Annotated in this window: 30 protein-coding genes; 24 read left to right on the forward strand and 6 right to left on the reverse strand. The window is 66.1% G+C overall.

The features are described 5' to 3' along the window. Positions 1–72 precede the first annotated feature (72 nt). The 4 genes from nadA to ABZ677_RS06895 are packed head-to-tail and all read left to right on the forward strand — an operon-like array spanning position 73 to position 3,981. Positions 73–1,131, forward strand: a complete 1,059-nt coding sequence (gene nadA / locus ABZ677_RS06880) for a quinolinate synthase NadA (RefSeq protein WP_052047833.1) — start codon at positions 73–75, stop codon at positions 1,129–1,131. Next, entirely contained in the window at positions 1,128–2,696 is a 1,569-nt protein-coding gene (locus tag ABZ677_RS06885; RefSeq protein WP_358367687.1) for an L-aspartate oxidase, read from the forward strand. Before nadA ends, ABZ677_RS06885 begins: the two co-directional genes overlap by 4 nt. A gap of 1 nt (position 2,697) precedes the next feature. Then, positions 2,698–3,573, forward strand: a complete 876-nt coding sequence (nadC, locus tag ABZ677_RS06890) for a carboxylating nicotinate-nucleotide diphosphorylase (RefSeq protein ID WP_358367690.1) — start codon at positions 2,698–2,700, stop codon at positions 3,571–3,573. A gap of 33 nt (positions 3,574–3,606) precedes the next feature. Next, on the forward strand, positions 3,607–3,981 hold the full coding sequence (locus tag ABZ677_RS06895) for an RNA-binding S4 domain-containing protein (RefSeq protein WP_037192726.1): 375 nt from the start codon (positions 3,607–3,609) through the stop codon (positions 3,979–3,981). Positions 3,982–4,013: 32 nt separating this feature from the next. Here the strand turns inward: ABZ677_RS06895 and ABZ677_RS06900 are convergent, their stop codons facing one another. Beyond that, positions 4,014–4,997, reverse strand: a complete 984-nt coding sequence (locus ABZ677_RS06900; RefSeq protein WP_037192724.1) for a LysR family transcriptional regulator — start codon at positions 4,995–4,997, stop codon at positions 4,014–4,016. Positions 4,998–5,102: 105 nt separating this feature from the next. Here ABZ677_RS06900 and ABZ677_RS06905 point away from each other — a divergent pair, with 105 nt between their 5' ends. Next, positions 5,103–5,492, forward strand: coding sequence for a DUF5997 family protein (locus ABZ677_RS06905; protein ID WP_170946007.1), 390 nt, complete (start codon positions 5,103–5,105; stop codon positions 5,490–5,492). Here ABZ677_RS06905 and ABZ677_RS06910 read toward each other — a convergent pair. Genes ABZ677_RS06910 through rhtB form a run of 3 tightly spaced genes read right to left on the reverse strand, consistent with a single transcriptional unit; the run spans position 5,489 to position 6,653 of the window. Further along, a complete protein-coding gene (locus ABZ677_RS06910; RefSeq protein WP_358367694.1) occupies positions 5,489–5,872 on the reverse strand; it encodes a YchJ family protein in 384 nt (127 codons plus the stop codon). The genes ABZ677_RS06905 and ABZ677_RS06910 overlap by 4 nt on opposite strands. After that, positions 5,869–6,015 carry a hypothetical protein gene (locus tag ABZ677_RS06915; RefSeq protein WP_155292933.1) on the reverse strand — a complete coding sequence of 49 codons (147 nt, stop codon included), beginning with the start codon at positions 6,013–6,015 and terminating at the stop codon, positions 5,869–5,871. Before ABZ677_RS06915 ends, ABZ677_RS06910 begins: the two co-directional genes overlap by 4 nt. Positions 6,016–6,026: 11 nt before the next feature. Continuing rightward, entirely contained in the window at positions 6,027–6,653 is a 627-nt protein-coding gene (rhtB, locus tag ABZ677_RS06920) for a homoserine/homoserine lactone efflux protein (protein ID WP_358367696.1), read from the reverse strand. Positions 6,654–6,735: 82 nt separating this feature from the next. On the opposite strand from rhtB, the gene ABZ677_RS06925 reads away from it, so the two are divergent. The 12 genes from ABZ677_RS06925 to hisI all read left to right on the forward strand — a co-directional run bounded on the left by ABZ677_RS06925 (position 6,736) and on the right by hisI (position 15,820). Further along, the gene (locus tag ABZ677_RS06925) at positions 6,736–7,203 is read left to right on the forward strand and encodes an SRPBCC family protein (RefSeq protein ID WP_358367699.1); all 468 of its coding nucleotides are present in this window, start codon (positions 6,736–6,738) and stop codon (positions 7,201–7,203) included. A 115-nt stretch (positions 7,204–7,318) separates the two neighbouring features. Next, a complete protein-coding gene (locus tag ABZ677_RS06930) occupies positions 7,319–7,837 on the forward strand; it encodes a DinB family protein (RefSeq protein ID WP_358367702.1) in 519 nt (172 codons plus the stop codon). A gap of 106 nt (positions 7,838–7,943) precedes the next feature. After that, positions 7,944–9,296: a histidinol dehydrogenase gene (gene hisD / locus ABZ677_RS06935; protein WP_358367705.1), complete on the forward strand. Its 1,353-nt coding sequence runs from the start codon at positions 7,944–7,946 to the stop codon at positions 9,294–9,296. Beyond that, complete coding sequence (locus tag ABZ677_RS06940) at positions 9,293–10,423, forward strand: histidinol-phosphate transaminase (protein ID WP_358367708.1); 1,131 nt, start codon at positions 9,293–9,295, stop codon at positions 10,421–10,423. Before hisD ends, ABZ677_RS06940 begins: the two co-directional genes overlap by 4 nt. Then, positions 10,420–11,043, forward strand: coding sequence for an imidazoleglycerol-phosphate dehydratase HisB (gene hisB, locus ABZ677_RS06945; RefSeq protein WP_032394340.1), 624 nt, complete (start codon positions 10,420–10,422; stop codon positions 11,041–11,043). Before ABZ677_RS06940 ends, hisB begins: the two co-directional genes overlap by 4 nt. A gap of 61 nt (positions 11,044–11,104) precedes the next feature. Further along, complete coding sequence (locus tag ABZ677_RS06950; protein WP_094741861.1) at positions 11,105–12,223, forward strand: MFS transporter; 1,119 nt, start codon at positions 11,105–11,107, stop codon at positions 12,221–12,223. Continuing rightward, positions 12,220–12,849, forward strand: coding sequence for an imidazole glycerol phosphate synthase subunit HisH (hisH, locus tag ABZ677_RS06955; RefSeq protein WP_037192708.1), 630 nt, complete (start codon positions 12,220–12,222; stop codon positions 12,847–12,849). The genes ABZ677_RS06950 and hisH overlap by 4 nt, the downstream gene beginning before the upstream one ends. Continuing rightward, on the forward strand, positions 12,846–13,052 hold the full coding sequence (locus ABZ677_RS06960; RefSeq protein WP_037192707.1) for a hypothetical protein: 207 nt from the start codon (positions 12,846–12,848) through the stop codon (positions 13,050–13,052). Before hisH ends, ABZ677_RS06960 begins: the two co-directional genes overlap by 4 nt. A 56-nt stretch (positions 13,053–13,108) precedes the next feature. Then, on the forward strand, positions 13,109–13,843 hold the full coding sequence (gene priA, locus ABZ677_RS06965) for a bifunctional 1-(5-phosphoribosyl)-5-((5-phosphoribosylamino)methylideneamino)imidazole-4-carboxamide isomerase/phosphoribosylanthranilate isomerase PriA (RefSeq protein ID WP_008715867.1): 735 nt from the start codon (positions 13,109–13,111) through the stop codon (positions 13,841–13,843). A gap of 7 nt (positions 13,844–13,850) precedes the next feature. Next, positions 13,851–14,681: an inositol monophosphatase family protein gene (locus ABZ677_RS06970; RefSeq protein WP_037192705.1), complete on the forward strand. Its 831-nt coding sequence runs from the start codon at positions 13,851–13,853 to the stop codon at positions 14,679–14,681. After that, positions 14,678–15,451, forward strand: a complete 774-nt coding sequence (hisF, locus tag ABZ677_RS06975; RefSeq protein WP_037192703.1) for an imidazole glycerol phosphate synthase subunit HisF — start codon at positions 14,678–14,680, stop codon at positions 15,449–15,451. Before ABZ677_RS06970 ends, hisF begins: the two co-directional genes overlap by 4 nt. Before the next feature lie 15 nt (positions 15,452–15,466). Continuing rightward, the gene (gene hisI, locus ABZ677_RS06980) at positions 15,467–15,820 is read left to right on the forward strand and encodes a phosphoribosyl-AMP cyclohydrolase (RefSeq protein ID WP_037192701.1); all 354 of its coding nucleotides are present in this window, start codon (positions 15,467–15,469) and stop codon (positions 15,818–15,820) included. Here hisI and ABZ677_RS06985 read toward each other — a convergent pair. Then, a complete protein-coding gene (locus ABZ677_RS06985) occupies positions 15,811–16,317 on the reverse strand; it encodes a MarR family transcriptional regulator (protein ID WP_358367715.1) in 507 nt (168 codons plus the stop codon). The genes hisI and ABZ677_RS06985 overlap by 10 nt on opposite strands. 88 nt (positions 16,318–16,405) lie before the next feature. Then, the gene (locus tag ABZ677_RS06990) at positions 16,406–16,867 is read right to left on the reverse strand and encodes a peroxiredoxin (protein ID WP_037192697.1); all 462 of its coding nucleotides are present in this window, start codon (positions 16,865–16,867) and stop codon (positions 16,406–16,408) included. A 56-nt stretch (positions 16,868–16,923) separates the two neighbouring features. Here ABZ677_RS06990 and ABZ677_RS06995 point away from each other — a divergent pair, with 56 nt between their 5' ends. The 7 genes from ABZ677_RS06995 to ABZ677_RS07025 all read left to right on the forward strand — a co-directional run bounded on the left by ABZ677_RS06995 (position 16,924) and on the right by ABZ677_RS07025 (position 24,134). Further along, positions 16,924–18,492 (forward strand): anthranilate synthase component I, encoded by a 1,569-nt coding sequence (locus tag ABZ677_RS06995; RefSeq protein WP_037192694.1) that lies wholly within the window; start codon positions 16,924–16,926, stop codon positions 18,490–18,492. Continuing rightward, a complete protein-coding gene (locus ABZ677_RS07000; RefSeq protein WP_094635410.1) occupies positions 18,489–19,154 on the forward strand; it encodes a TIGR02234 family membrane protein in 666 nt (221 codons plus the stop codon). Before ABZ677_RS06995 ends, ABZ677_RS07000 begins: the two co-directional genes overlap by 4 nt. A 79-nt stretch (positions 19,155–19,233) precedes the next feature. Next, positions 19,234–20,043, forward strand: a complete 810-nt coding sequence (trpC, locus tag ABZ677_RS07005; protein ID WP_358367720.1) for an indole-3-glycerol phosphate synthase TrpC — start codon at positions 19,234–19,236, stop codon at positions 20,041–20,043. Between the two features lie 120 nt (positions 20,044–20,163). Continuing rightward, the gene (trpB, locus tag ABZ677_RS07010; RefSeq protein WP_052047895.1) at positions 20,164–21,435 is read left to right on the forward strand and encodes a tryptophan synthase subunit beta; all 1,272 of its coding nucleotides are present in this window, start codon (positions 20,164–20,166) and stop codon (positions 21,433–21,435) included. Then, positions 21,432–22,235 (forward strand): tryptophan synthase subunit alpha, encoded by an 804-nt coding sequence (trpA, locus tag ABZ677_RS07015; RefSeq protein WP_358367723.1) that lies wholly within the window; start codon positions 21,432–21,434, stop codon positions 22,233–22,235. Before trpB ends, trpA begins: the two co-directional genes overlap by 4 nt. Continuing rightward, on the forward strand, positions 22,232–23,254 hold the full coding sequence (lgt, locus tag ABZ677_RS07020) for a prolipoprotein diacylglyceryl transferase (RefSeq protein WP_358367726.1): 1,023 nt from the start codon (positions 22,232–22,234) through the stop codon (positions 23,252–23,254). Before trpA ends, lgt begins: the two co-directional genes overlap by 4 nt. Continuing rightward, the gene (locus ABZ677_RS07025; RefSeq protein WP_358367729.1) at positions 23,247–24,134 is read left to right on the forward strand and encodes a TM2 domain-containing protein; all 888 of its coding nucleotides are present in this window, start codon (positions 23,247–23,249) and stop codon (positions 24,132–24,134) included. Before lgt ends, ABZ677_RS07025 begins: the two co-directional genes overlap by 8 nt. Positions 24,135–24,372: the final 238 nt, after the last annotated feature.

Here is a 24,372-nt window from a genome sequence, read left to right on the forward strand (position 1 = left end):
ATCATAGGTCGAAAACTCCCTCGGAGGAAATTCGGTCACCGACGACCGGATGATCGGTGAAGGAGAACCGTCATGACCAGCAGCGCTACCCGGGTGAACATCCTGGACTCGGCATTCGCCGGAGTTCGCGACATCGTCGATGGAGCAGGTGGTTACGGGGGAGTGGAGGCAACTCCGGAATGGGCGGCCGAGGTTCGACGGCTCGCCGATCTGCGCGGCGCGACGCTGCTCGCGCACAACTACCAGCTGCCTGCGATTCAGGACGTTGCCGACCATGTCGGCGACTCGCTCGCGCTCTCGCGGATGGCCGCCGAGGTCCCCGAGGACACGATCGTGTTCTGCGGAGTTCACTTCATGGCCGAGACCGCCAAGATCCTGAGCCCACAGAAAACGATCCTCATCCCGGACCAGCGCGCCGGCTGCTCACTGGCCGATTCCATCACCGCAGACCAGCTCCGCGAATGGAAGGCCGATTTTCCCGACGCCGTCGTCGTCTCGTACGTCAACACCACCGCCGAGATCAAAGCACTGACCGACATCTGCTGCACCTCGTCGAACGCCGTCGAGGTGGTCGAGTCGATCGATCCGGGCCGCGACATCCTGTTCCTTCCCGATCAGTTCCTCGGCGCGCACGTCAAACGCGTCACCGGGCGCGAGAACCTGCACATCTGGGCCGGCGAATGTCACGTGCACGCCGGCATCAACGGCGACGAACTGGCCGAGAAATCGCGCACCCACCCCGATGCCGAGCTGTACGTGCACCCCGAATGCGGCTGCGCAACATCGGCGCTGTACCTCGCAGGCGAGGGATTCGTACCCGCCGACAAGGTCAAGATCCTCTCCACCGGCGGCATGCTCGACGCTGCCCGCACCACCGCGTCCAAGCAGGTTCTGGTCGCCACCGAGATCGGCATGCTGCATCAACTGCGGATGGCGGCTCCCGACGTCGACTTCCTCGCCGTCAACGACCGCGCATCGTGCGGCTACATGAAGATGATCACCCCAGCCGCTCTGCTGCGCTGCCTCGTCGAGGGGCGCGACGAGGTGCACGTCGACCTCGAGACCGCGAACATCGCGAGCAAGTCGGTGCAGCGGATGATCGAGATCGGTACCCCGGGCGGCGGCGAGTGAATCCAACGGTCGCGTGGGAAACCGCGGCCGATCTCGTCGTCGTCGGCGGTGGAATTGCCGGACTCACCGCGGCCCGGACTGCGGCGGTCCGCGGCCTGCGGGTGGCGACCGTCAGTAAGGGGCATTCCACCGACACGGCGACGCAGTACGCCCAGGGTGGGATCGCGGTCGTCGGTCCCGCACTCGAGGATTCGATCGAATCGCATGTGGCCGACACCTGCGTTGCCGGTGCAGGCCTGTGCGACGAGGACGCAGTGCGCTCCATCGTCTCGGGCGGACGCGCGGCGATCACCTCGCTCGAAGCTGCGGGTGCCGAGTTCGATCGCGCTGCCGACGGCTCCGTCGCGCGCACCAGGGAGGGCGGCCACAGTGTGCGCCGCATCATCCATGCCGGCGGCGACGCCACCGGGGCCGAGGTACAGCGCACCCTCGACGGTGCAGTGCCGACGGTGCAGTTCGACACCACCGCTCTGCGGGTGCTGACCACCGACGGCGAGGTCGTCGGCCTCCTCGTGCGCGGGCCTCGCGGCGTCGGCGTCGTCCATTGCCCGACGGTTCTCCTGGCCACCGGCGGACTGGGACAGCTGTACTCGTGCAGCACCAACCCACCGGGTGCGACGGCCGACGGCATCGCACTCGCCCTCGATGCAGGTGCACGGATCGCGGATCTGGAATTCGTGCAGTTCCATCCGACGGTGCTGTTCGCCGCCGGGTCCACGGGCCGTCGTCCGTTGATCAGTGAGGCGGTACGCGGCGAGGGTGCCCATCTGGTAGATGTCGCAGGCCGTGCGTTCATGGCCGGAGTGCACCCGCTCGGTGATCTTGCGCCCCGCGACGTGGTGTCCCGGGCCATTGCCGAACTGCTGCACGAGCGCGGTGACGACCACGTGCTGCTGGACGCCCGCCTCGTGGAGCACTTCCACGAGCGATTCCCGACCGTGACCGCCTCGTGCCTCGAGGCCGGAATCGATCCGGCGACGGACCTGATTCCGGTGGCACCCGCAGCGCACTACTCGTGCGGGGGCGTGGCGACGGATACATCCGGGCGCACCTCGGTTCCCGGCTTGCTCGCCGCAGGCGAAGTGGCGCGCACTGGCTTGCACGGCGCCAACAGGTTGGCGTCGAACAGCCTGCTCGAGGGTCTCGTCGTCGGTGAGCGCGCGGCCTACGTGGCTGCCGAACGGGTCGGCCGACACGGCAGCATTTCGGATGTCGCATTGCCCACGTATCGCCGCATCGACCGCGCGGTGCTGCAGCGAACCATGACCGCCGAGGTCGGCGTCGTACGCGACGCAACGGGTCTTGCTGCGGCGCAACGCGTCCTGGCCCACGGTGTCGTGTCGGAACCGCCGGTCGATGCACGTGCTGTCGAGGATGCTGCGTTGACCGCTGCGGCGGAGGTCATCGTGCTGGCCGCGTCCGAGCGCCGTGAGAGCAGAGGGTGCCACACCCGACGGGATTTCCCCGAGAGTGCACCGGCGCAACGTCGAAGCCTGCACATCGAACGAGATCCCGAGGGACGGTTGGCGATCGTGAACGACGAAGTGATGACGGGAGCACGCTGACATGACCGATACTGCGAACGAGGTGAACCCGGGCGTCGATCGCGCCGAGGTACTCGCACTGATTCGGACCGCGCTCGACGAGGACCTGCGGTTCGGACCCGACATCACCACGCTGGCAACGGTTTCCGAGGATGCCATCGCCACGGCGTCGGTGGTCTCGCGTCACTTCGGCACGATCGCCGGGATCGATGTCGGCCTCCTGGTTCTCGACGAGGTGATCGGAGCCGAGGGATACTCCGTCGTGCATCGCATCGAGGACGGATCCGAAGTCGAACCAGGACAAGCCGTGCTGACGGTCGAGGCCCCGACTCGGGGCTTGCTCACTGCCGAACGCACGATGCTCAACATCGTCTGCCATCTCTCGGGGATCGCCACCGCGACGGCCGGCTGGGTCGCCGAGGTCGCAGACACCGAGTGCAAGATCCGGGACAGTCGAAAGACGTTGCCGGGGTTGCGTTCGCTGCAGAAGTACGCGGTGCGTGCCGGTGGCGGCGTCAATCACCGGATGGGTCTGGGCGATGCTGCGCTGATCAAGGACAATCACGTGGCAGCGGCCGGTTCGGTCGTCGCTGCGTTGAACGCGGTGCGGGCCGCTGCGCCGAACATCGCCTGTGAAGTGGAGGTCGACAGCCTCGAGCAACTCGACCAGGTGCTCGCAGAGAACGTCGAACTGGTTCTGCTGGACAACTTCGCGCTGTGGCAGACGCAGATGGCCGTGCAACGTCGCGATACGTTCGCGCCGCAGACCAAGCTGGAATCCTCGGGCGGACTGACCGTCGACGTGGCACGGGACTACGCGCGCACGGGGGTCGACTTCCTCGCGGTGGGCGGTCTGACACACTCGGTGACAGTGCTCGACCTCGGCCTGGACATGTAGTCGAGCCTCGCAATGTGAGGAATTCGTACGAAGATGGAAGTTCAGAGTGTCCGCCTCGACAGTTGGATCTGGGCGGTGCGGTTGTTCAAGACGCGGTCTGCCGCCGCTGCTGCCTGCCGCGGCGGCCACGTCCGTGTCAACGGAACTCCTGCCAAACCCGGGCATCGCATCGGCCCCGACGACGAGATCAGGCTCCGGTCCGACGGAGTGGAGAAGATCGTCGTCGTGGTGCGGGCCATCGGCAAACGCGTCGGCGCAGCGGTCGTTCCCGAGTGCTTGATCGATCGCAGTCCGCCGCCGCCCCCGAAAGAAGTTCTGGCTTCCGTACCGAGACGGGATCGAGGGGCGGGTAGGCCCACCAAGCGCGATCGTCGTGAGATCGACCGACTGCGGGGCCTTGGCCTCTAGTGCGCCCGGTTCTTCGCAGGGTGTGAGCCCGTCTAGCGGCGCTTTCCGCTGCGTCGGGCGTTCGTCTTCGTCTTGGCAACGGGGCGAGCAGGTTTGGAGGGGTGCGCTTTCTTCTTCTTGACCGGTGCCTCGTCCGATGCACCGCGCGAGCTACGGGTCGACCGTCCTCGAACGATGCCGATGAACTCCTCGATGCGGTCGTCCTCGTGTTCTGCGACCCAGGCCAACGCAATCTGGGACTGCTCTATGTCGGTCACAGGGCGGTAGACGAGATCTTTGCGCGCGTTGAATCGGGCCACCGAGTGCGGCACTATTGCCACCCCCAGCCCGGCAGCCACGTACTCGAATGTCTCCGCGACGGTATTCATCGGGGGTAGTTCCGGGCGGTTGCCGACTTCGAGTTCCGTTGCCACAGCTGCCCATTCGGGTACCGTCGCGGGATCGGCCAGCAGATGCTCGTCGGCGAGATCGCTCGCGGTGACCGAATCGAATGCGGCGACTGCATGGTCCTTCGGGACCACCACGACCTGGACTTCCTGATACAGGCCGATGGCGTTGAGGCCCTGACGATCGAGCGGCGGTCGGACGAAGCTCACATCGACCGTTCCGTCGCGCAACGCCGCCACCTGTGTCTCGGGTGTGGTCGCGACCACGGAGAGCGTGACATCGGGGAACCGATCAGCCCAGATGCGCGTCCACTTCGTCAGCGTCACTCCCTCGGCGTACCCGATGGTGAACGTGGTCGGCTCGGCAGCAGCAACCTGCGCGAGTTCCGAGAGTCGATCGTCCTCGGCGATCTCCACCAGCGCCCGCTCGAGCAGAGCGCGGCCGTCCTCGGTGAGCTCGGTGGGGGATGCCCCTGGCACGAACAGATCGACGCCGAGCTGTTCCTCGAGTTCCACGACCGTCTTGCTCAAGCGGATTCGCGAGATTCCCAGTGACTGAGCAGCGCGCGCGAAATGCAGTTGCTGCGCCACCGCCGCGTACCAGCGCAGTGTCTGCACATCGATGTTCACGGTGTCGAGCCTATGGGACGACGCGGACCGGGAGCGACCGTGGCGTCGAGAGTGCTCATGGCCGGATAAGCTGTTCCGGTGAGCCCGGAGAACAAGCAGCAGACCATGAAGCCATTGACCGCGGCGAACAAGCTCGGCATCTACCTTCCCGCAGCACCCGAAGAGTTCCAGAACTCGATGGTCAGCAGGTCCGAACTGGACGCACTGCGTAGTGATCCGCCGCAGTGGTTGACCGAACTGCAGACCAACGGACCCTTCCCCCGCGACGTCATCGCGAAGAAGCTGGGCGTGTCCATTGCAGGGCTGGCCCGTGGTGGTGTCACCGAGGCGCTGACCAGCGAGGCGATCGAGGAGCTCGTTGCCAGCCCACCGCAGTGGCTCGTCCGAGAGCGTCGCACCCAGATTCAGGTGCGCAAGGATGCCGAACGCATCAAGGAGAAGCAGGAAGCGCGTCGTACGTCGGGCAACCGACCGACCAAGCTGCGCAACCTCTAGCTCGAGACGATCCCGTCGAGGTAGAGCCACCGGCCGTCCACGCGGACGAAGCGGCTCACCTCACTCATCGAGCCCGCCCCGCCCGGATGCTTGTATCGAGCTCGGAACTCGACGGTTCCCGCGTCGTCGAACAGCCCGCCGGCGTCGGTCGCGAGAATGTCGAGTCGGTACCACCGTTGATCGGGGTCCAGCTCCAGCTCGGCCGGTGCGGTGTCGGGATGCCACGATGCGCGGAGATAGTCCACGTCTGCGACGGCGAACGCAGTGAATCGAGATCGCATCAGCTTCTCGGCTGTCGGCGCGCTCGCATCGCCGCGCAGGTACGGCTCGCAGCACGCGTCGAACGTGTCACCGCTCGAACACGGACACCGCCCGCTCACTCGTCGACAACCTCGACCGTGTAGGTGCCGAGTTCGTGCTCGTCGCGCTTGCCGACGTCCTGGATCCACGTGTTGGCCTCGAGGAGTGTGTCGAACAGTCCCAACGGAATCGGGTCGCCGCCGAGCGCGTTCTTCATGATCACGCGGTATTTCCTCACGGTGTCACGCGCCGGACGGTCGCGAGGAACGTTGCGGCAGCGAAGAACATCCCGGCGAACGTGCGATTCATCGTCTTCTGCTGGCGCTGCGAGCGCATCAGCCGCAGAACCCGAGATGCCAGCGAGGTGTATCCGGTCATCACCAACATGTCGACCGCGACCATCGTGGCCGCGATGACGAGGTACTGAGTGAGCAGAGGCTGCGCTGGATCGAGGAACTGGGGAAGGACGGCAACCATGAACACGACGGCCTTCGGGTTGCTGGCATTGACGAGGAATCCTCGTACCAGCATCGTCGTTCCGCGATCGGCCACCGCGGGGGCGTCGGCGACGTCGGTCGGGGCTGCCCGCCACTGCCGAATGCCCAGGTAGACCAGGTATGCGACACCGAACCACTTGATGGCAGTGAACGCGAGCGCCGAGCTGGCGAGCACTGCCCCCAGTCCGACGGCGACGATGCCGATCTGCAGGAGCAGACCGATCTGCAGACCGAAGATGTTCCAGTATCCGCGGCGCAGGCCGTAGCGAAGCCCGGTGGACATCGACGCGATGGCGCCTGCACCGGGGGAGAGACTGATGACGATGCTCGCGCCGAGGAAGGCGAGCCACACTGACCAGGACATGCGTTCATTGAACTACGACCGTCAACTCGAATTCGGCCCGGCCGTGGGTGTCGAACGCGCCGAAGCAGGGTAGGCCACCGAGATGGCAGACATCAGAAGTATCGACACCGGCCCCCAGCAGGTCACCCGGCAGACCGAAGTTCGGGCACCGGCATCCGAATTGTTCGACATCGTGGCCGATCCCAACCGGCACGGTGAGCTCGACGGGTCCGGGACGGTCAAGGACACCGTCCGCGGCCCCGATCGACTGAGCACCGGCGCGAAGTTCTCCGTCGGCATGAAGCAGTACGGCGTGCCGTACAAGATCACCAGCACCGTCACCGAGTTCGTCGACGCCGACAAGCACAAGGTGATCGAGTGGCAGCACCCGATGGGGCACACCTGGCGCTGGGAGTTCGAGGAGAAGCAGCCGGGGCTGACCACGGTCACCGAGAGCTTCAAGTACGGCACCGCCAAGGTCCCGAAGATGCTCGAGCTGTTCAAGATTCCGCAGAAGAATGCCCAGGGCCTCGAGAGCACGCTGCACAACCTCGCTGCCCGCTACGCCTGACAGATCTGGCGACAGCCCTCGCTGTCCACAATTCGCGTTCGGATGCACAACCGACGATCGACGACGCGAATTGTGGACACCGAGGTGTCCCTTGCCCTGATCTATTCTGACCGGCATGCCGATCGATCCCGACACCAAGAACTGGACCTGGGTACTCGAACGAGCGTGCCCGGATTGCGGGTTCGACTCGAGTGCCGTCGAATACGACGCTATCCCGGACCTGATCCGCGCCGACGTCGAGCGTTGGGGAGCGGTTCTGCGGCGCGAGAACGTTGCACTGCGTCCCGACGACTCGACGTGGTCCGCGCTCGAATACGCCGCGCACGTACGTGACGCGCACCGCATCTTCCGGACCCGGCTCGCACTGGTGTTGACCGAGGACGATCCCGAGTTCGCGAACTGGGACCAGGACGCCACCGCGCTGGCCGAGGACTACAACTCCCAGAATCCTGCGGAGGTGGCGTCGGAACTCGGCGACGCCGCCCGCGCTCTGGCCGACGATTTCGCCGCTGTACCGCCGGAGAATCGGCATCGGAACGGTCGACGCAGCGACGGATCGAACTTCTCGGTCGAATCACTGGCCGCCTACTACATTCACGACCCCATCCATCATCTGTGGGACGTGCGGGGCTGAGCGGAATTCGGTGGAACTATCCTGGGTGTTCGAACCACACTGTTTCGACCGAACCCCGGCTTCGACCGAACTCCGGCACCGAACCGACTTCACGAAGGGGCCCACTATGCCTGCCCGCATCGAGCTCGCCCGCGTCGATCTACGCGGACGAACTCCATCCACTGCCGAACTACGCGGCGCACTTCCCCGAGGCGGAGTGGATGTCGATTCGGTGCTGCATCAGGTTCGCCCTGTCGTCGACGCGGTCAAGGAGCGCGGTACCGACGCGGCCCTCGAGTTCAGCAAGAAGTTCGACGGAGTCCGACCGGACCGCGTTCGCGTCCCGCAGGAAGAACTGGTCAAGGCCCTCGCAGAGCTCGACTCCGATGTTCGCGCTGCCCTCGAGGTCGCCATCGAACGGACCCGCCTGGTGCACTCGGATCAGCGCAGAACCGACCACACCACCCAGGTGGTACCCGGCGGCACCGTGACCGAACGCTGGATCCCCGTCGATCGCGTCGGCCTGTACGTGCCCGGCGGCAACGCTGTGTACCCGTCGTCGGTCGTGATGAACGTGGTGCCCGCGCAGATCGCCGGCGTCGGATCTCTGGTGGTGGCGTCGCCGCCGCAGAAGAACTTCGGCGGACTGCCGCACCCGACGATCTTGGCTGCGGCGCAGCTGCTCGGCGTCGACGAGGTCTGGGCGGTCGGCGGTGGCCAGGGTGTCGCGCTGCTCACCTACGGAGGCGTCGACACCGACGGCGGCGAGTTGGCACCGGTCGATCTGATCACCGGTCCGGGCAACATCTACGTCACGGCGGCCAAGCGGCTGTGTCGCTCGCTCATTGGAATCGACTCCGAGGCAGGACCGACCGAGATCGCGATTCTCGCCGACGCCACCGCGGACCCGATTCACGTGGCGGCGGACCTCATCAGCCAGGCCGAACACGACGTCATGGCGGCCAGTGTGTTGGTCACCGACAGCATCGAACTGGCCGATGCCGTGGACCGGGCCGTCAACGCACAGATGGCATCCACCCGGCATGCAGAGCGCGTGGCCACCGCACTGAACGGAAGCCAGTCCGGCATCGTGCTGGTCGACGACGTCACTCAGGGATTGGCCGTGGTCAACGCCTACGCCGCCGAGCATCTCGAGATTCAGACGAAGGACGCGTCCGACGTCGCATCCCGGGTGCGCAGCGCCGGTGCCGTGTTCGTCGGAGCGTGGTCGCCGGTGAGCCTCGGTGACTACTGCGCCGGCTCCAACCACGTACTTCCGACGGCGGGATGCGCACGCCACTCGTCCGGCCTGAGTGTGCAGACGTTCCTGCGCGGCATCCATGTGGTGGACTACAGCGAAGCCGCGCTGAAAGATATTGCGGCGCACGTCATTGCGCTGGCCAACGCGGAGGATCTCCCGGCTCACGGAGAAGCGGTGCGGCTGCGGTTCGAAGGGCTGCGTACCGGTGATCCATCATGACCGATGCTCTGGGACAAGCGGTCTCGCTGGACGACCTCCCGCTGCGTGAGGCACTGATCGGCAAAACGCCGTATGGTGCGCCGCAGCTCACCGTGCCGGTTCAGTTGAACACCAACGAAAATCCGCACCCGCCGACGCAGGCATTGATCGACGATGTGGCGGACTCCGTTCGGCTCGCCGCCGGTCAGCTGCACCGCTACCCGGATCGCGATGCGGAGGAGCTGCGTGCCGACCTCGCTCGCTACCTCACCGAGCAGACCGGCTTCGCTGTCGACACCGCCAACGTGTGGGCGGCCAACGGGTCCAACGAAATTCTGCAGCAGTTGCTGCAGGCGTTCGGGGGACCGGATCGCACCGCGCTCGGCTTCGTGCCGTCCTACTCGATGCACCCGATCATCTCCTCCGGGACCCAGACCGAATGGATTCCGGCGAAGCGTCGGGCAGATTTCTCTCTCGATGTCGACTACGCAGTGCAGGCGATCGAAGAACGAAAGCCCGACGTCGTGTTCGTCACCAGCCCCAACAATCCGACGGGCCACAGCATCGACGAGGCGGATCTGCGCCGAATCCTCGACGCCGCACCGGGAATCGTGGTGGTCGACGAGGCCTATGCGGAATTCTCCTCTGCGCCCAGCGCGATCGGGTTGATCGAGAGCTACCCCAGCAAGATCGTGGTCAGCCGAACCATGAGCAAGGCGTTCGCGTTCGCCGGCGGTCGGCTGGGATATCTGGTGGCTGCCCCCGCCGTCGTCGACGCAATGCTGTTGGTGCGCTTGCCCTATCACCTCTCGGTCGTCACACAGGCAGCTGCGCGGGCGGCGCTACGGCACGCCTCGGACACTCTCGGGAGCGTGGCCGAACTCTCCGCCGAACGAGATCGGGTGGCAGCGGCTCTCGGCCACCAGGGGTACGACGTGGTGCCGTCCGACGCCAACTTCCTGCTCTTCGGCCGGTTCTCCGATGCGGCCGCGACCTGGCAGCGGTACCTGGACGACGGCGTGCTAATCCGGGACGTCGGAATTCCCGGGTATCTTCGCGTCACCATCGGACTGGCGCACGAGAACGACCGATTCCTCACCGTCAGCGCAGCACTCGCATCGACCGAAACAGCAGAGGCACCGAAGTGACAACACCCGCTCCCCGCATCGCCAAGATCGAGCGCACCACCAAGGAATCCGACATCTCGGTCGAGCTGAACCTCGACGGGACCGGCATCGTCGACATCTCCACCGGCGTTCCGTTCTACGACCACATGCTCACCGCGCTCGGCACCCATGCTCGTTTCGACCTGACGGTGCGCGCGAAGGGCGACATCGAGATCGAGGCGCACCACACCGTCGAGGACACCGCGATCGTGCTCGGGCAAGCTCTCGGCCAGGCCCTCGGCGACAAGGCGGGCATCACTCGGTTCGGCGACTCGTTCATTCCGATGGACGAAACGCTCGTGCACGCGGCTGTCGACGTGTCCGGTCGTCCGTACTGTGTACACACCGGTGAGCCCGACTACATGGTGCACTCGGTGATCGGCGGCTACCCCGGTGTTCCGTACTCCACCGTGATCAACAAGCACGTGTTCGAGACGCTGGCCTCGAACGCTCGGATCGCACTGCACGTCCGGGTGATCTACGGCCGCGATCAGCACCACATCACCGAAGCCGAGTTCAAGGCCGTGGCTCGGGCACTGCGTCAGGCCACCGAGTACGACCCTCGCGTGACCGGTGTGCTGTCCACCAAGGGAAGTCTGTGATCGGTCGATCGGCGCTCGTGCGTTGAGTGGCCTGAGCTCCATCCGCGGTCTTCCGGCCGCGATGGCCATGGGCGCGGCCTCCTTCGGCGGGTGGGGGTTGCTGCTCCCGGTGGTTCCCCTCGCTGTGTCCCAGTCGGGGGCATCGGACGCGGTGGCCGCGGCCAGCACCGCGATCTTCATGGCCACGACGGTGATCACTCAGCTCTTCGTGCCGGGCATGCTGATGCGAGTCGGCCACCGCGCGGTTCTGGCCGCCGGGTGTCTGCTTCTCGGGCTGCCTGCACTGCTGTTCATCGTCTCCGTCGAGGCCGTACCGGCGCTGGCGGTGTCCGCCCTGCGGGGCACCGGATTCGGAATGTTGACCGTCGCCGGTGCCGCCATCGTCGCCGAGCTCGCTCCGACAGCGCTGCTCGGCCGGGCGACGGGCGCGCAGGGCATCGCCGTCGCCTTGGCTCAGATGGTCACGCTGCCATTGGGTCTGGTGATATTCGCGGCGAGTCCTACTGCCGTGTTCGTACTCGGTGCTCTGGTGCCCGCAGCAGGCCTGATCGGCGTGGCGCTGTTACCGCCGACCCGGCCCGCGCCGCAGCCGCCGAGGATCGAGCGGGTTCGCCTCGACGTTCGTCAATTCCTGGTGCCGTGTCTCGTCGTGGCCTCGGTGTCCGCGGCCTACGGGGGAATCACCAGTCTGCTGCCCATCGCCGAATCGAACCGAGCCGCGATGATCGGACTCGCACTGGCCGTCGTCAGTGCCTCGATGCTCGTCGGGCGTTACGCCGCTGGCTCGGTGGCGGACCGCATCGGAATCGGACGCTCTGTGCTTCCGGCGCTGGTGTCGGCGGCGATCGGCATCGCCCTGTTCGCGATCGCTGCGCTCGGCAACATGCCCGCGGCGCTGTTCTTCGTCGCAGCCGTCCTGTTCGGAATCGGGTACGGCGCATGCCAGAACGACAGCCTCGTGATGGCATTCGACGCAGCCGGACCCGCCCGCTACAGCAGCGCGAGCGCCGTCTGGAACATCAGCTTCGACGCGGGCACCGGGGCGGGCGCACTCGCCCTCGGTGTCCTCGCGACAAGTGTGGGGTACACCGCGGGATTCACCGCAGCCGCTGCCACGGTGGTCGTCGTCGCGGCGGTGGCGCTCATCGCGAGACCACGCCCCGATAGACTCCGCGCATGACTTCTGTGGTGTTGCTCGATTACGGCTCGGGCAATCTGCACTCGGCGAAGAGGGCTCTGGCCCGGGTCGGTGCCGATGTGACCGTGACCTCGGACTTCGACGAGGCCCTGAATGCAGAAGCGCTGGTCGTTCCCGGTGTCGGTGCGTTCGCCGCCTGCATGGAAGGTCTGCTGGCGGTGAAGGGCGATCGCATCATCGGGCGTCGTCTCGCCGGTGGGCGTCCCGTGCTTGGTATCTGCGTCGGAATGCAGATCCTGTTCGACCGCGGCGTCGAATTCGGTGTCGAAGCCAACGGGTGCGGGGAGTGGCCGGGAACGGTCGAGCGCCTGCAGGCCGAGGTGCTGCCGCACATGGGCTGGAACACCGTCGAGGCACCGGAGAAGAGCGTGCTGTTCGACGGCATCGATCCCGAGACCCGGTTCTATTTCGTCCACTCCTACGCTGCCCAGCAGTGGGAGCTCGAACCCAGCGACACCATCGCTGCGCCGTTGCTCACGTGGGCCGATCACGGCGGCCGATTCCTCGCTGCCGTGGAGAACGGCGCTCTCTCGGCCACTCAGTTCCACCCGGAGAAGTCCGGTGACGCCGGGGCTGCGCTGCTGGAGAACTGGGTCCGATCGGTGTGAGCGACCGCGAGTTCTCACTCGGGCGCTTGGCCTTTCGCGCACTCGGTTCGGCTGTGATCGTGCTCGCCCTTGCGACGGCACTGATCGCTGTGCTGCAGCCGAGTGCCGGGGTGGGTCTGGTCATCGCGTTGGCCGGTGTGGTCGGCGCGATCGCGGCCATGGGTGTGGTGTCCACGCGCATGACGCGCAAAGAACTCCGGTAGGACGACAGACGACCCGTTTTGAGTTCACAGCCGCTCGGCCCGTAGCATAACCGCACGTGAGCCTGGTCTTATTGCCTGCTGTCGATGTCGCAGGCGGCGAAGCTGTCCGTCTCGTTCAAGGAGAAGCAGGAAGCGAAACGAAGTACGGGTCGCCTCGCGACGCTGCACTCGCGTGGCAGAACGACGGCGCCGAGTGGGTCCATCTCGTGGATCTCGACGCCGCGTTCGGACGCGGATCCAACCGCGAGCTGCTGGCGTCCGTCGTCGGCGAGCTCGACGTCAAGGTGGAGCTGTCCGGCGGAATTCGTGACGACGAGTCGCTGCGTGCGGCGCTGGCGACCGGTTGCGCGCGAGTCAATCTCGGCACCGCGGCCCTCGAAGATCCGCAGTGGTGCTCCCGCGCGATCGGCGAGTTCGGCGATCGCGTTGCCGTCGGTCTGGACGTGCTGATCGTCGACGGAGCACCGCGGTTGCGCGGTCGCGGCTGGGTGAGCGACGGCGGCGACCTGTGGGAGGTTCTCGAGCGGCTCGAACGCGACGGGTGCTCACGCTACGTCGTCACCGACGTCACCAAGGACGGCACGTTGACCGGGCCCAACCTGGAACTGCTCGCCGACGTGTGTGCCAAGACCGACAAGCCGGTCATCGCATCGGGCGGCGTGTCCACGATCGCGGACCTGGAAGCGATCGCCGGACTGGTCGACCGCGGCGTGGAAGGTTCCATCGTCGGAAAGGCGCTGTACGCCGGACGTTTCACGCTCCCGGACGCCCTCGCTGCGGTGTCGCGGTAACACAGGGATGACCCTTCCCGAGGAACCGACTCGTCTGCTCGAGATCGCCGGTGGTCTGCTCGACGGCATCCACGATCGGTTCGTCGCCGGCGTCGGCGCGCCGAGCGCAGTGCAGAAGGGCCCCGACGACTTCGCCACTGCGGTGGATCTGGAACTCGAGCGGCGGCTCGGTGCGGAATTGCTCGAGGCCACCGGAATCGCCGTTCACGGTGAGGAGTTCGGCGGACCGGATCTGAACTCGGGACTCGTCTGGGTGCTGGACCCGATCGACGGCACCTTCAACTACTCGTCGGGATTGCCCTCGGCCGGAACGTTGTTGGCGTTGCTCGACGATGGAGAACCGGTCCTCGGACTCACCTGGCTGCCGTTGGTGGATCAGCGTTTCGCCGCTGTGGCGGGCGGCCCCCTGATGCTCAACGGTGTCGCGCTTCCGGCACTGCAGCCGAAAGTGCTGCGCGAATCCATGATCGGCTTCGGTGCGTTCAATGTCGCCAGCCGCGGTTCGCTGCCGGGTCGGTTCCGGTTCCGCATCCTCGAAGAGTTGTCGATGCATTCCTCGCGATTGCGGATGCACGGTGCCACCGGGGTCGATCTGGCCTACACGGCCAGTGGCGTCCTCGGCGGCGCGGTCGTATTCGGTCACCGGGCCTGGGACAATGCGGCCGGTGCGCTGCTGGTGCGCGCGGCAGGCGGAATCGTCACCGACCTCGCGGGCGAACCCTGGACGGTCGACTCGGCGTCGGTCCTCGCAGCCGGACCGGGAGTGCACGAACAATTGCTGAAGGTGATCACCGAACTCGGTGATCCCGTCGACTATCTGGAAGGACCGGTGCGATGAGCGTCGCGGTCAGAGTGATTCCGTGCCTGGACGTCGACGCCGGACGTGTCGTCAAGGGAGTGAACTTCGAAAACCTCCGTGACGCAGGCGATCCCGTGGAGCTCGCTGCCGCCTACGACGCGCAGGGTGCCGACGAACTGACCTTCCTCGACGTCACCGCGTCGACGTCGGACAGAGGCACGATGCTCGACGTCGTCAGCCGCACCGCCGAGCAGGTGTTCATCCCGCTCACCGTCGGCGGGGGAGTGCGCACCGTCGCCGATGTGGATCGACTGCTGCGAGCCGGGGCGGACAAGGTCAGTGTCAACACCGCTGCGATCGCCCGGCCGGAGTTGCTGCGTGAGCTCAGCGAACGGTTCGGCTCACAGTGCATCGTGCTCTCGGTCGACGCCCGAACCGTCCCCCAGGGGCAGCAGGACACCCCGTCGGGCTGGGAGGTCACCACGCACGGCGGCAAACGTGGCACCGGCATCGACGCCGTCGAATGGGCGGTACGTGGTGCAGAACTGGGCGTCGGAGAGATTCTGCTCAATTCGATGGACGCCGACGGAACGAAGGCCGGATTCGATCTGCCGATGATCGCCGCCGTCCGGTCCGCGGTACATGTGCCGGTGATCGCCAGCGGCGGAGCAGGCGTGGTGGAACACTTTTCGCCGGCCGTGCACGCCGGAGCGGACGCGGTGCTTGCCGCGAGCGTGTTCCATTTCGGCGATCTCACCATCGGCCAGGTCAAAGATGCGATGCGCGCCGAGCACATCGTCGTTCGATAGCGAAGAGGATTTCCGATGACACTCGATCCCACGCTGTCCGCGCGGCTCAAGCGCAACGAGGCCGGGCTGTTCAGCGCTGTCGTGCAGGAACGGTCGACCGGTCAGGTACTCATGGTGGCGTGGATGGACGACGAGGCACTCGCTCGAACCCTCGAAACCCGCAAGGGCACTTACTATTCCAGGTCCAGGCAGCAGTACTGGGTCAAGGGTGAGACGTCGGGTCACACGCAGTACGTGCACGAGGTTCGGCTCGACTGCGACGGTGACACCGTGCTCCTGATCGTCGATCAGGTCGGCGCGGCGTGCCACACCGGCACACACACCTGCTTCGATGCCGACGTCCTGTTGGGCCCCGACACTCAGGCGTGACCGGTTCCCGCTGCAATTCCCTTGTCCAACTGCGCCAGCAGAGTCGAACTCAGGGTCGCGAGCTGCTCGACCTCCGCGTCGGACAGACCCTCGAACACCAGCGACTGCACCGTGCCGACGTGCCCGGGCGCCGCTTCCACCACCTTGGCCATGCCTGCGTCGGTCAGTACCGCATAGGAACCGCGGCTGCCCGGGATGCTCTCGCGCTCGACCCACCCGGCCTTCTCGAGCTTCGTCACCACGTGTGACAGGCGCGAGAGCGAGGCGTTCGCGTACTCGGCCAGATCGCGGAGTTGGATCCGTCGCTGTGGATTCTCGCTGACCGTGGCGAGGACGAAGTAGTCGAAGTGGGTCAGCTGCGAATCGCGCTGCAACTGCGCGTCCAACGCTGCCGGCAACCGAGTGACCAGAGCGACGAGTGATCGCCAGGCCTCCTGCTGACTCTCGGTGAGCCAACGGGGATCCACCGTGTGTTGCGGTGTCGCCGACGTATCCATCGCGGGGAACCTCTCGATCAAGTTGGTTGTTGCCTGCACATGATGCCTCGAGGTTGCCCCCACCCGAGGCATCGCGTCGGACAGTGCTCTAGGTGCGATGTGCCCGCAGGTACTCCAGAGCCTTGTCCGCATGCGCTTCGAACCGTACTTCGCTGGAGAAGGTCTCGAGGACCTTCCGGTCGGTGCCGATGACGAACGTCGCGCGCTTCACCGGGGACAGCTTGGCCAGCAGACCGCGCTTGACGCCGAACGCGGTGGCGACGGTGCCGTCCTCGTCGGAGAGCAGCGGGTAGTCGAAGGATTTCGAGGCGGCGAACTCTGCCTGCTTGGCGACTGCATCGGCACTGATGCCGACACGGGTTGCTCCGACCTCGGCGAACTCCGATGCCAGGTCCCGGAAGTGGCACGCCTCGGCGGTGCACCCGGGGGTGAATGCAGCGGGGTAGAAGAACAGCACTATCGGACCGTTCGCCAGCAATTCGGTCAGCGTTCGGGTCTCTCCGGTCTGGTCCGGCAGGGAAAAATCGGGAACGAGCTCGCCTGGTTTCATGCTCGGCAGGTTACCGCGAGCGCCGACCCTGCACCCGAACCTGGGAGGATGGTGGCATGCACGGCGAGACGACCACCGACCCCAGCCCCACCCCCGACACCGAGAACTCCGACTCGACCACCTCGCGTGAGGTGTTCCGGCATCTCGCCGCAGAGCACCGCGTGGTGCCCGTGACGCGAAAGGTGCTCGCCGACTCCGAGACTCCTCTGTCGGCATACCGCAAGCTCGGTGCCGACCGACCCGGAACCTTCTTGCTCGAGTCCGCACAGAACGGCAGTTCGTGGTCCAGGTGGTCGTTCATCGGTGCAGGTGCTCCGGCATCGCTCACGGTCATCGACGGTGAGGCCGCGTGGCGTGGCAACGTCCCCGCCGGGGTGCCGAGCGGCGGCGATCCTCTCGAAGTGCTGGCGCGGACATTGGAGCTGCTGCACTCGGAGCGGCTGCCGGGCCTGCCCCCGTTGACCGGTGGCATGGTGGGTTACCTCGGATACGACTCGGTGCGGCGCATCGAGAAACTGCCCGAGCACGCGCAGGACGACCTCGGTGTTCCGGAGATGGTCATGCTGCTCGCCACCGATCTCGCGGCCGTCGACCATCACGAAGGCGCGATCACCCTGATTGCGAACGCCGTGAACTGGAACGGCACCGACGATCACGTCGACGAGGCGTACGACGACGCGGTGCGCCGTCTCGATCGCATGTGTGCGGACCTGTCGAAGCCCGCTGCCTCCACCGTCTCCACCGTGTCCAGGCCTGCGCCGCAGTTCCGCCGGCAGCGTACGTCCGAGGGCTTCGGTGCCGACGTCGCTCGGCTGGTCGAGGAGATCGAAGCAGGGGAGGCGTTCCAGGTGGTGCTCTCCCAGCGTTTCGAGATGGACACCGATGCGTCACCCCTCGACGTCTACCGAATGCTGCGGGCCTCCAATCCCAGCCCGTACATGTATCTGATGCACGTACCGGGCGAGAACGACGAGACGGCGTTCTCCATCGTCGGATCGAGCCCCGAGGCATTGGTGACGGTGGTCGACGGTCTGGCCACCACACATCCGATCGCGGGTACGCGTTGGCGCGGCACGTCCGAGGAAGAGGACGTGCTGCTCGAGAAGGATCTGCTCGCCGACGAGAAGGAGAACGCCGAGCACCTGATGCTCGTCGATCTGGGCCGCAACGATCTCGGACGCGTCTGCGCTCCCGGCACCGTGCGTGTGAGCGACTACCGCCACATCGAGCGATACAGCCACGTCATGCATCTGGTGTCGACGGTCACCGGACGGTTGGCCGAGGGCAAGCGCGCCCTCGACGCGGTCAAGGCCTGCTTCCCGGCAGGCACCCTGTCCGGGGCACCGAAGGTGCGCGCGATGGAACTGATCGACGAGCTGGAGCCGACGCGACGCGGCATCTACGGCGGCATCGTCGGCTACCTCGACTTCGCGGGCGACGCCGACACTGCCATCTCGATTCGCACCGCCCTCATCAAGGACGGCACCGCGTACGTTCAGGCCGGGGCAGGCGTCGTGGCCGACTCGGTTGCCGAATACGAGGACGACGAGGCGCGGAACAAGGCGATGGCGGTGCTGGGAGCCGTCGCCGCAGCGGAATCGCTCCGTGAGGTCGGTGGCCGATGAGCGAGCGATCCGGTCGCCGCGGGTCGGCCGCTCTCCCCGTCGCCCTTCTGGTGGTTGCAGCGGCGTGCCTGTGGGGCGCGTCGAGAATGACCTGGGTTCGGGTGACGTCGTTCGACGGACTCGGCGAGAGCCGGACCGACGAGCTTCTCGGCAGCACCTGGGCTGCTGCCACGACGCCGCTCGCGCTGGTGCTGGTGGCTGCGATCGCCGCGTCGTTCGCCGTGCGGGGGTGGGCCTCTCGGGTGCTGGCCCTGTTGATCGCCGTTGTGGCCGTGGCGGCTGCGATTCCGGCAGTTCGATTGCTCACCGCCGGGGCGTCGGATTCGGAGTCCGCGGCGCTCGCGGAGCTTCCGGCACGCGCCCAGGTCTCGATGACGGACGTCTCGGTTCTGCCGGCGATCGTCACCCTCGTCGGTGCCGTCTGCGCCTTCGCTGCTGCCGTGGTGTCGATTCGGAAAACGTTTGCCACGCAGGTACTCTCGTCCAAGTACGACGCCCCGGCGGTGCGTCGCGACGAGGTCGCTCGGCGCGCGCGCACCACGGCATCCGGTGCCGGCGTGCAGGACGAGGGAGAGGACCTCACCGAACGCATGATGTGGGACGCGCTCGACGCCGGTGAAGACCCTACCGACGAGTCCGGTACCCGGCGTTCGTCGGATTGAAACGGACCTCTACGCTAGGTCCGACCCCGATGAGATTCCTCACATCGGACGTCGACGCTCAGAAAGGACTGGGGGCACCATGACTGTTCTCGACTCGATTCTCGACGGTGTACGAGCCGACGTGGCCGCGCGCGAATCGGTGGTCGATTTCGCCGCCGTGAAAGCAGCAGCGAAAGCAGCCCCGGCCCCCCTCGACGCGGCAGCCGCCCTCCGTGAGGACGGTATCGGCGTCATCGCCGAAGTGAAGCGGGCGAGCCCGTCCAAGGGCGCGTTGGCAGACATCGGTGATCCAGCTGTTCTCGCTCGCGCATACGAGCAGGGCGGCGCTCGCATCATCAGCGTCCTCACCGAAGAGCGTCGCTTTCACGGATCTCTCGCAGACCTCGACGCGGTTCGTGCCGCCGTCTCGATTCCTGTGCTGCGCAAGGACTTCACCGTCGGTCCGTATCAGATCCACGAGGCTCGGGCGCACGGTGCCGACGTCATCCTGCTGATCGTCGCGGCTCTCGAACAGGACGCGTTGACGTCGTTGCTCGATCGCACCGAGTCGCTGGGTATGACGGCGCTGGTCGAGGTGCACACCGAGGCCGAGGCGGATCGCGCCCTCGAGGCCGGTGCCAGCGTCATAGGCATCAACGCCCGCAATCTGAAGACGCTCGAGATCGATCGTGACAGCTTCGGCCGTATCGCGCCCGGGTTGCCCAGCGAGATCATTCGTATCGCGGAGTCCGGGGTGCGGGGCACTGCAGATCTGCTCGCCTACGCCGGTGCCGGTGCCGACGCGGTACTCGTCGGCGAGGGCTTGGTCACCGCAGGGGATCCACGCACGGCCGTCTCGGACCTGGTGACGGCGGGAACGCATCCGTCGTGCCCCAAGCCCGCACGCTGACCCGGCACCCGACCCGAGCGCGGCGGCGGTCCGCCGTTGGGGCACACTGGACCGGTGAGCACCAGCAATTCTTCTTCCATCACGGACGCCCCGCAGGCAGTCCGTTTCAAGGGCGCTGATCTGCCGCAGAGCAGCATCGGCCTCACCGATCGCAGCGCGCACGAGCCCGATGTGGGCGGCCATTTCGGTGTCTACGGCGGCAGATTCGTGCCCGAGGCGCTGATGGGTGTGATCGAGGAAGTCACCGCCGAGTACGAGAAGGTGCGCAGCGACAACGAGTTCCTCGGTGAACTGGACCGACTGCAGCGCGATTACACCGGTCGCCCCTCGCCGGTCTTCGAGGCGACACGGTTGTCCGAGCACGCGGGCGGCGCTCGAATCCTTCTCAAGCGAGAAGACCTCAACCACACCGGTTCTCACAAGATCAACAACGTTCTCGGCCAGGTACTCCTGGCCAAGCGCATGGGCAAGACACGGATCATCGCCGAGACCGGTGCAGGCCAGCACGGAGTGGCCACCGCCACGGCGTGCGCGCTCCTCGGACTCGACTGTGTCGTGTACATGGGCGAGGTCGACACCGAACGGCAGGCACTCAACGTCGCTCGGATGCGTCTGCTCGGGTCCAGTGTCGTGGCCGTCAAGTCGGGATCGCGCACCCTCAAGGACGCCATCAACGAGGCGCTGCGCGACTGGGTCACCAACGCGGACAACACCTACTACTGCTTCGGCACCGTCGCCGGGCCGCACCCCTTCCCGGTCATGGTGCGCGATTTCCAGCGCATCATCGGCCTCGAAGCGCGGCAGCAGGTCCTCGCGTCCACGGGCCGGCTGCCCGACGCCATCGCTGCCTGCGTCGGCGGTGGCTCCAACGCGATCGGCATCTTCCACGCCTTCATCGACGACGCGGATGTTCGACTGATCGGCTTCGAGGCGGCGGGTGACGGCGTCGAGACCGGCCGCCACGCTGCGACGATCAGCGGTGGAACTCCGGGAGCCCTGCACGGTGCGTACTCCTACCTGCTGCAGGACGAGGACGGTCAGACCGTCGAATCTCATTCCATCTCAGCGGGATTGGACTACCCGGGCGTCGGTCCGGAGCATTCCTACCTGCACGACATCGGGCGGGCCGAGTACCGCGGCATCACCGATACCGAAGCCATGAACGCCTTCAAGCTGCTGTGCCGAACCGAAGGCATCATCCCGGCCATCGAGTCCTCGCACGCCATCGCCGGCGCGCTCACCCTCGGCAAGGAGTTGGGCAAGGACGCGATCATCCTGGTGAACCTCTCCGGACGTGGAGACAAGGACGTCGACACCGCGGCCGAATGGTTCGGTCTGATCGACGGAGACGGCGAAGCGAACGTGGACGACGAAGCAGGTATCAAGCCATGAGCAACAACGACTCTCGCCTCTCCGGGACCTTCGCGCAGTGCCGTGCCGAAGGGCGCGCAGCACTCGTCGGGTACCTCCCGGCAGGTTTTCCGACGGTGCCGCGGTCGGTCGAGGTGTTCAAGACGATGGTCGACGCCGGATGCGACATCGTCGAGGTCGGCATTCCGTATTCCGATCCGGTGATGGACGGCCCCACGATCCAGGCCGCGGCAGACGTGGCACTGCGAGCCGGGGCCCGGGTCAAGGACGTCTTCGCCGTCACCGAGCAGGTCGCTGCTGCGGGCGGAAAAGCGGTCGTCATGACCTACTGGAACCTGGTTCTCAAGTACGGCATCGAGAACTTCGCCCGGGATCTCGCAAATGCGGGTGGGCTCGGAATCATCACCCCGGATCTCATTCCCGACGAAGCGCAGGAATGGATCGAGGTCTCGAACCACTACGAACTCGACCGAATCTTCCTCGTCGCCCCGTCGTCCACCGAGGAGCGGCTCGTCAGCACCGTCGAAGCCAGTAGCGGCTTCGTCTACGCGGCCTCGACGATGGGTGTCACCGGTGCCCGCGACGCGGTGTCCTCGATGGCACCTGCACTCTCGGCCCGGATCCGTCAACACTCCGATATTCCCATCGGCGTGGGGCTCGGGGTCCGCTCGGGTGCGCAGGCCGCCGAGATCGCCCGCTACGCCGACGCCGTGATCGTCGGTTCGGCACTGGTCAGTGCCGTCGACAAGGGACTCGACGCCGTACGCGACCTGACGACGGAACTCGCCGAGGGTGTCCGTTCCGCTAACGTAGCGTCGTGACTTCGACCGCGATCCTGGCCTACATTCCCAGTCCGCCGCAGGGGGTGTGGCACGTCGGACCGCTGGCTCTGCGGGCCTACGCCCTGTTCATCATCATCGGCATCATCGTTGCCGTGGTGTGGGGTGATCGACGCTGGGTGGCCCGAGGTGGAACCAAGGGCACAGTCCTCGACGTCGCAGTCTGGGCGGTCCCGTTCGGCCTGCTGGGCGGACGGCTGTACCACGTGGCAACCGACTGGAAGACGTACTTCGGTCCCGGCGGAAACCCGATCGAAGCGCTGTACGTGTGGAACGGCGGCCTCGGAATCTGGGGAGCAGTGTTCCTCGGCGGCGTCGGTGCCTGGATCGCCTGCCGTCGACGCGGAATCCCGTTGCCCGCGTTCGGTGACGCCGTCGGTCCACCGATTCTGCTAGCCCAGGCGATCGGCCGCATCGGCAACTACTTCAACCAGGAACTGTACGGTCGCGCCACCACCCAGCCGTGGGGTCTGGAGATCTACGAACGGGTCGACGCCAACGGACGGCTCGATCCACTCAACGGGATCTCGACCGGTTTCGTGGAAAAAGTGGTGCATCCGACGTTCCTGTACGAACTGTTGTGGAGCGTCGCGGTCGTCGTACTTCTGGTTCTCGTCGACCGCAAGTACACGATCGGCCACGGTCGATTGTTCGCGCTGTACGTGGCCGGATACTGCGCCGGACGGTTCTGGGTGGAACTGATGCGCAACGACTTCGCCACGACGATCGCCGGGATACGCATCAACACCTTCACCTCCGCCATCATCTTCGTTCTGGCGATCGCGTACTTCGTGATCGCCACCAAAGGCCGTGAGGAACCGGCGACGCTGAGGTCGAACGACGACGAGGATCGCGAGGTTGCTCCCGAGGACACCTCCTCGGATGCGGAAGGCTCGCGCCCGACGCCGGCCGACGACACCACGGCCGCAGGCACCGTCGACGCGCAGCCCGTTCGGGCAACCGACAAGAAAGCCGAGGAAGAAGGCAGTACCCGTGGTTGATTTCGACAAGACCCCTGATCCGGAATCGGGTTCCGGCACCGCCGATTCGAGCGACAGAGTGACGAAGCCGACCGCGTCGTTCGGCACGCCGTTCGACTACGACGCCACCGCCGAAGCGTCGCTCTCGGAGGCACCCGGTACCTCGGAGTCCGCGCCCTCACACGGCCCGACCGGCCCCACGGGTCCGGGGTGGGACACGTACTCGGGTATCGGAAACGGACCGGGTTGGTCCAGCACGCCGAGCTACCCGGCACCGAGCCCCGACGGCAGTACCGACAATCCTCTCGGTGGGTTTCCGGCACCTCCCGGCTACCCGCAACAGGAGTACGGCCAGCAGGGCTATTCGCAGCCGAACTACGGACAGCCGAACTACGGACAGCAGGGCTACCCGCAGCAGGGTTACGGCCAACAGCAGGGGTACGGCCAACAGGGCTTCGGGCAACAGCAGGGTTACGGCCAGCAGGGGAATGGCCAGCAGGGCTTCGGGCAACAGCAGGGGTACGGGCAGCAGTACGGCTACGGCCCGCAGGGTTACGGCATACCCCCTGGCTACCAGGGTGGACCCGCGTTCGGTGTAGGCCCCGATGCGCCGTACGGGCGTGATCCGATGACCGGCGAGGCGCTGTCGGACAAGTCCAAGATCGTCGGCGGCCTGCTGCAGATATTTCTCGGCTGGTTGGGTGTCGGTCGTTTCTACCTCGGCAGTATCGGGATCGGCGTCGCACAGCTGTTGGTGTTCTTCTTGGGGGTGCTGCTCATCGCAGCGTTCGGCCTCGGACTGGTCGTATTGTTCGGGCTGTTCGTCTGGCATCTCGTCGACGGCGTTCTGATACTGGTGGGCAATGTGAAGGATCCTCAGGGGCGAAAGCTGAGAGACTGATGCCCTCGCTGATACTGCATCGGACGTAAGGGAGCTCGACATGGGTGAATCGGGTACACCGTCTTCGGACGGATCCTCGGGCGATGGATCCACTCCGTCGGAGCCGACCATCTCGTTCGAAAAAGGCACTCCCGCAGGGTCGGGTCCCGTCTACGGGGTTCCCGACCCGAACTACAGCACGCCGAACTACAGCACTCCCGACGTCGACGAGCAGGGCCGGTTCGGACCTCCGCCCGGA

Source organism: Rhodococcus sp. NPDC006774 (assembly GCF_040636045.1).
GTDB lineage: Bacteria > Actinomycetota > Actinomycetes > Mycobacteriales > Mycobacteriaceae > Rhodococcoides.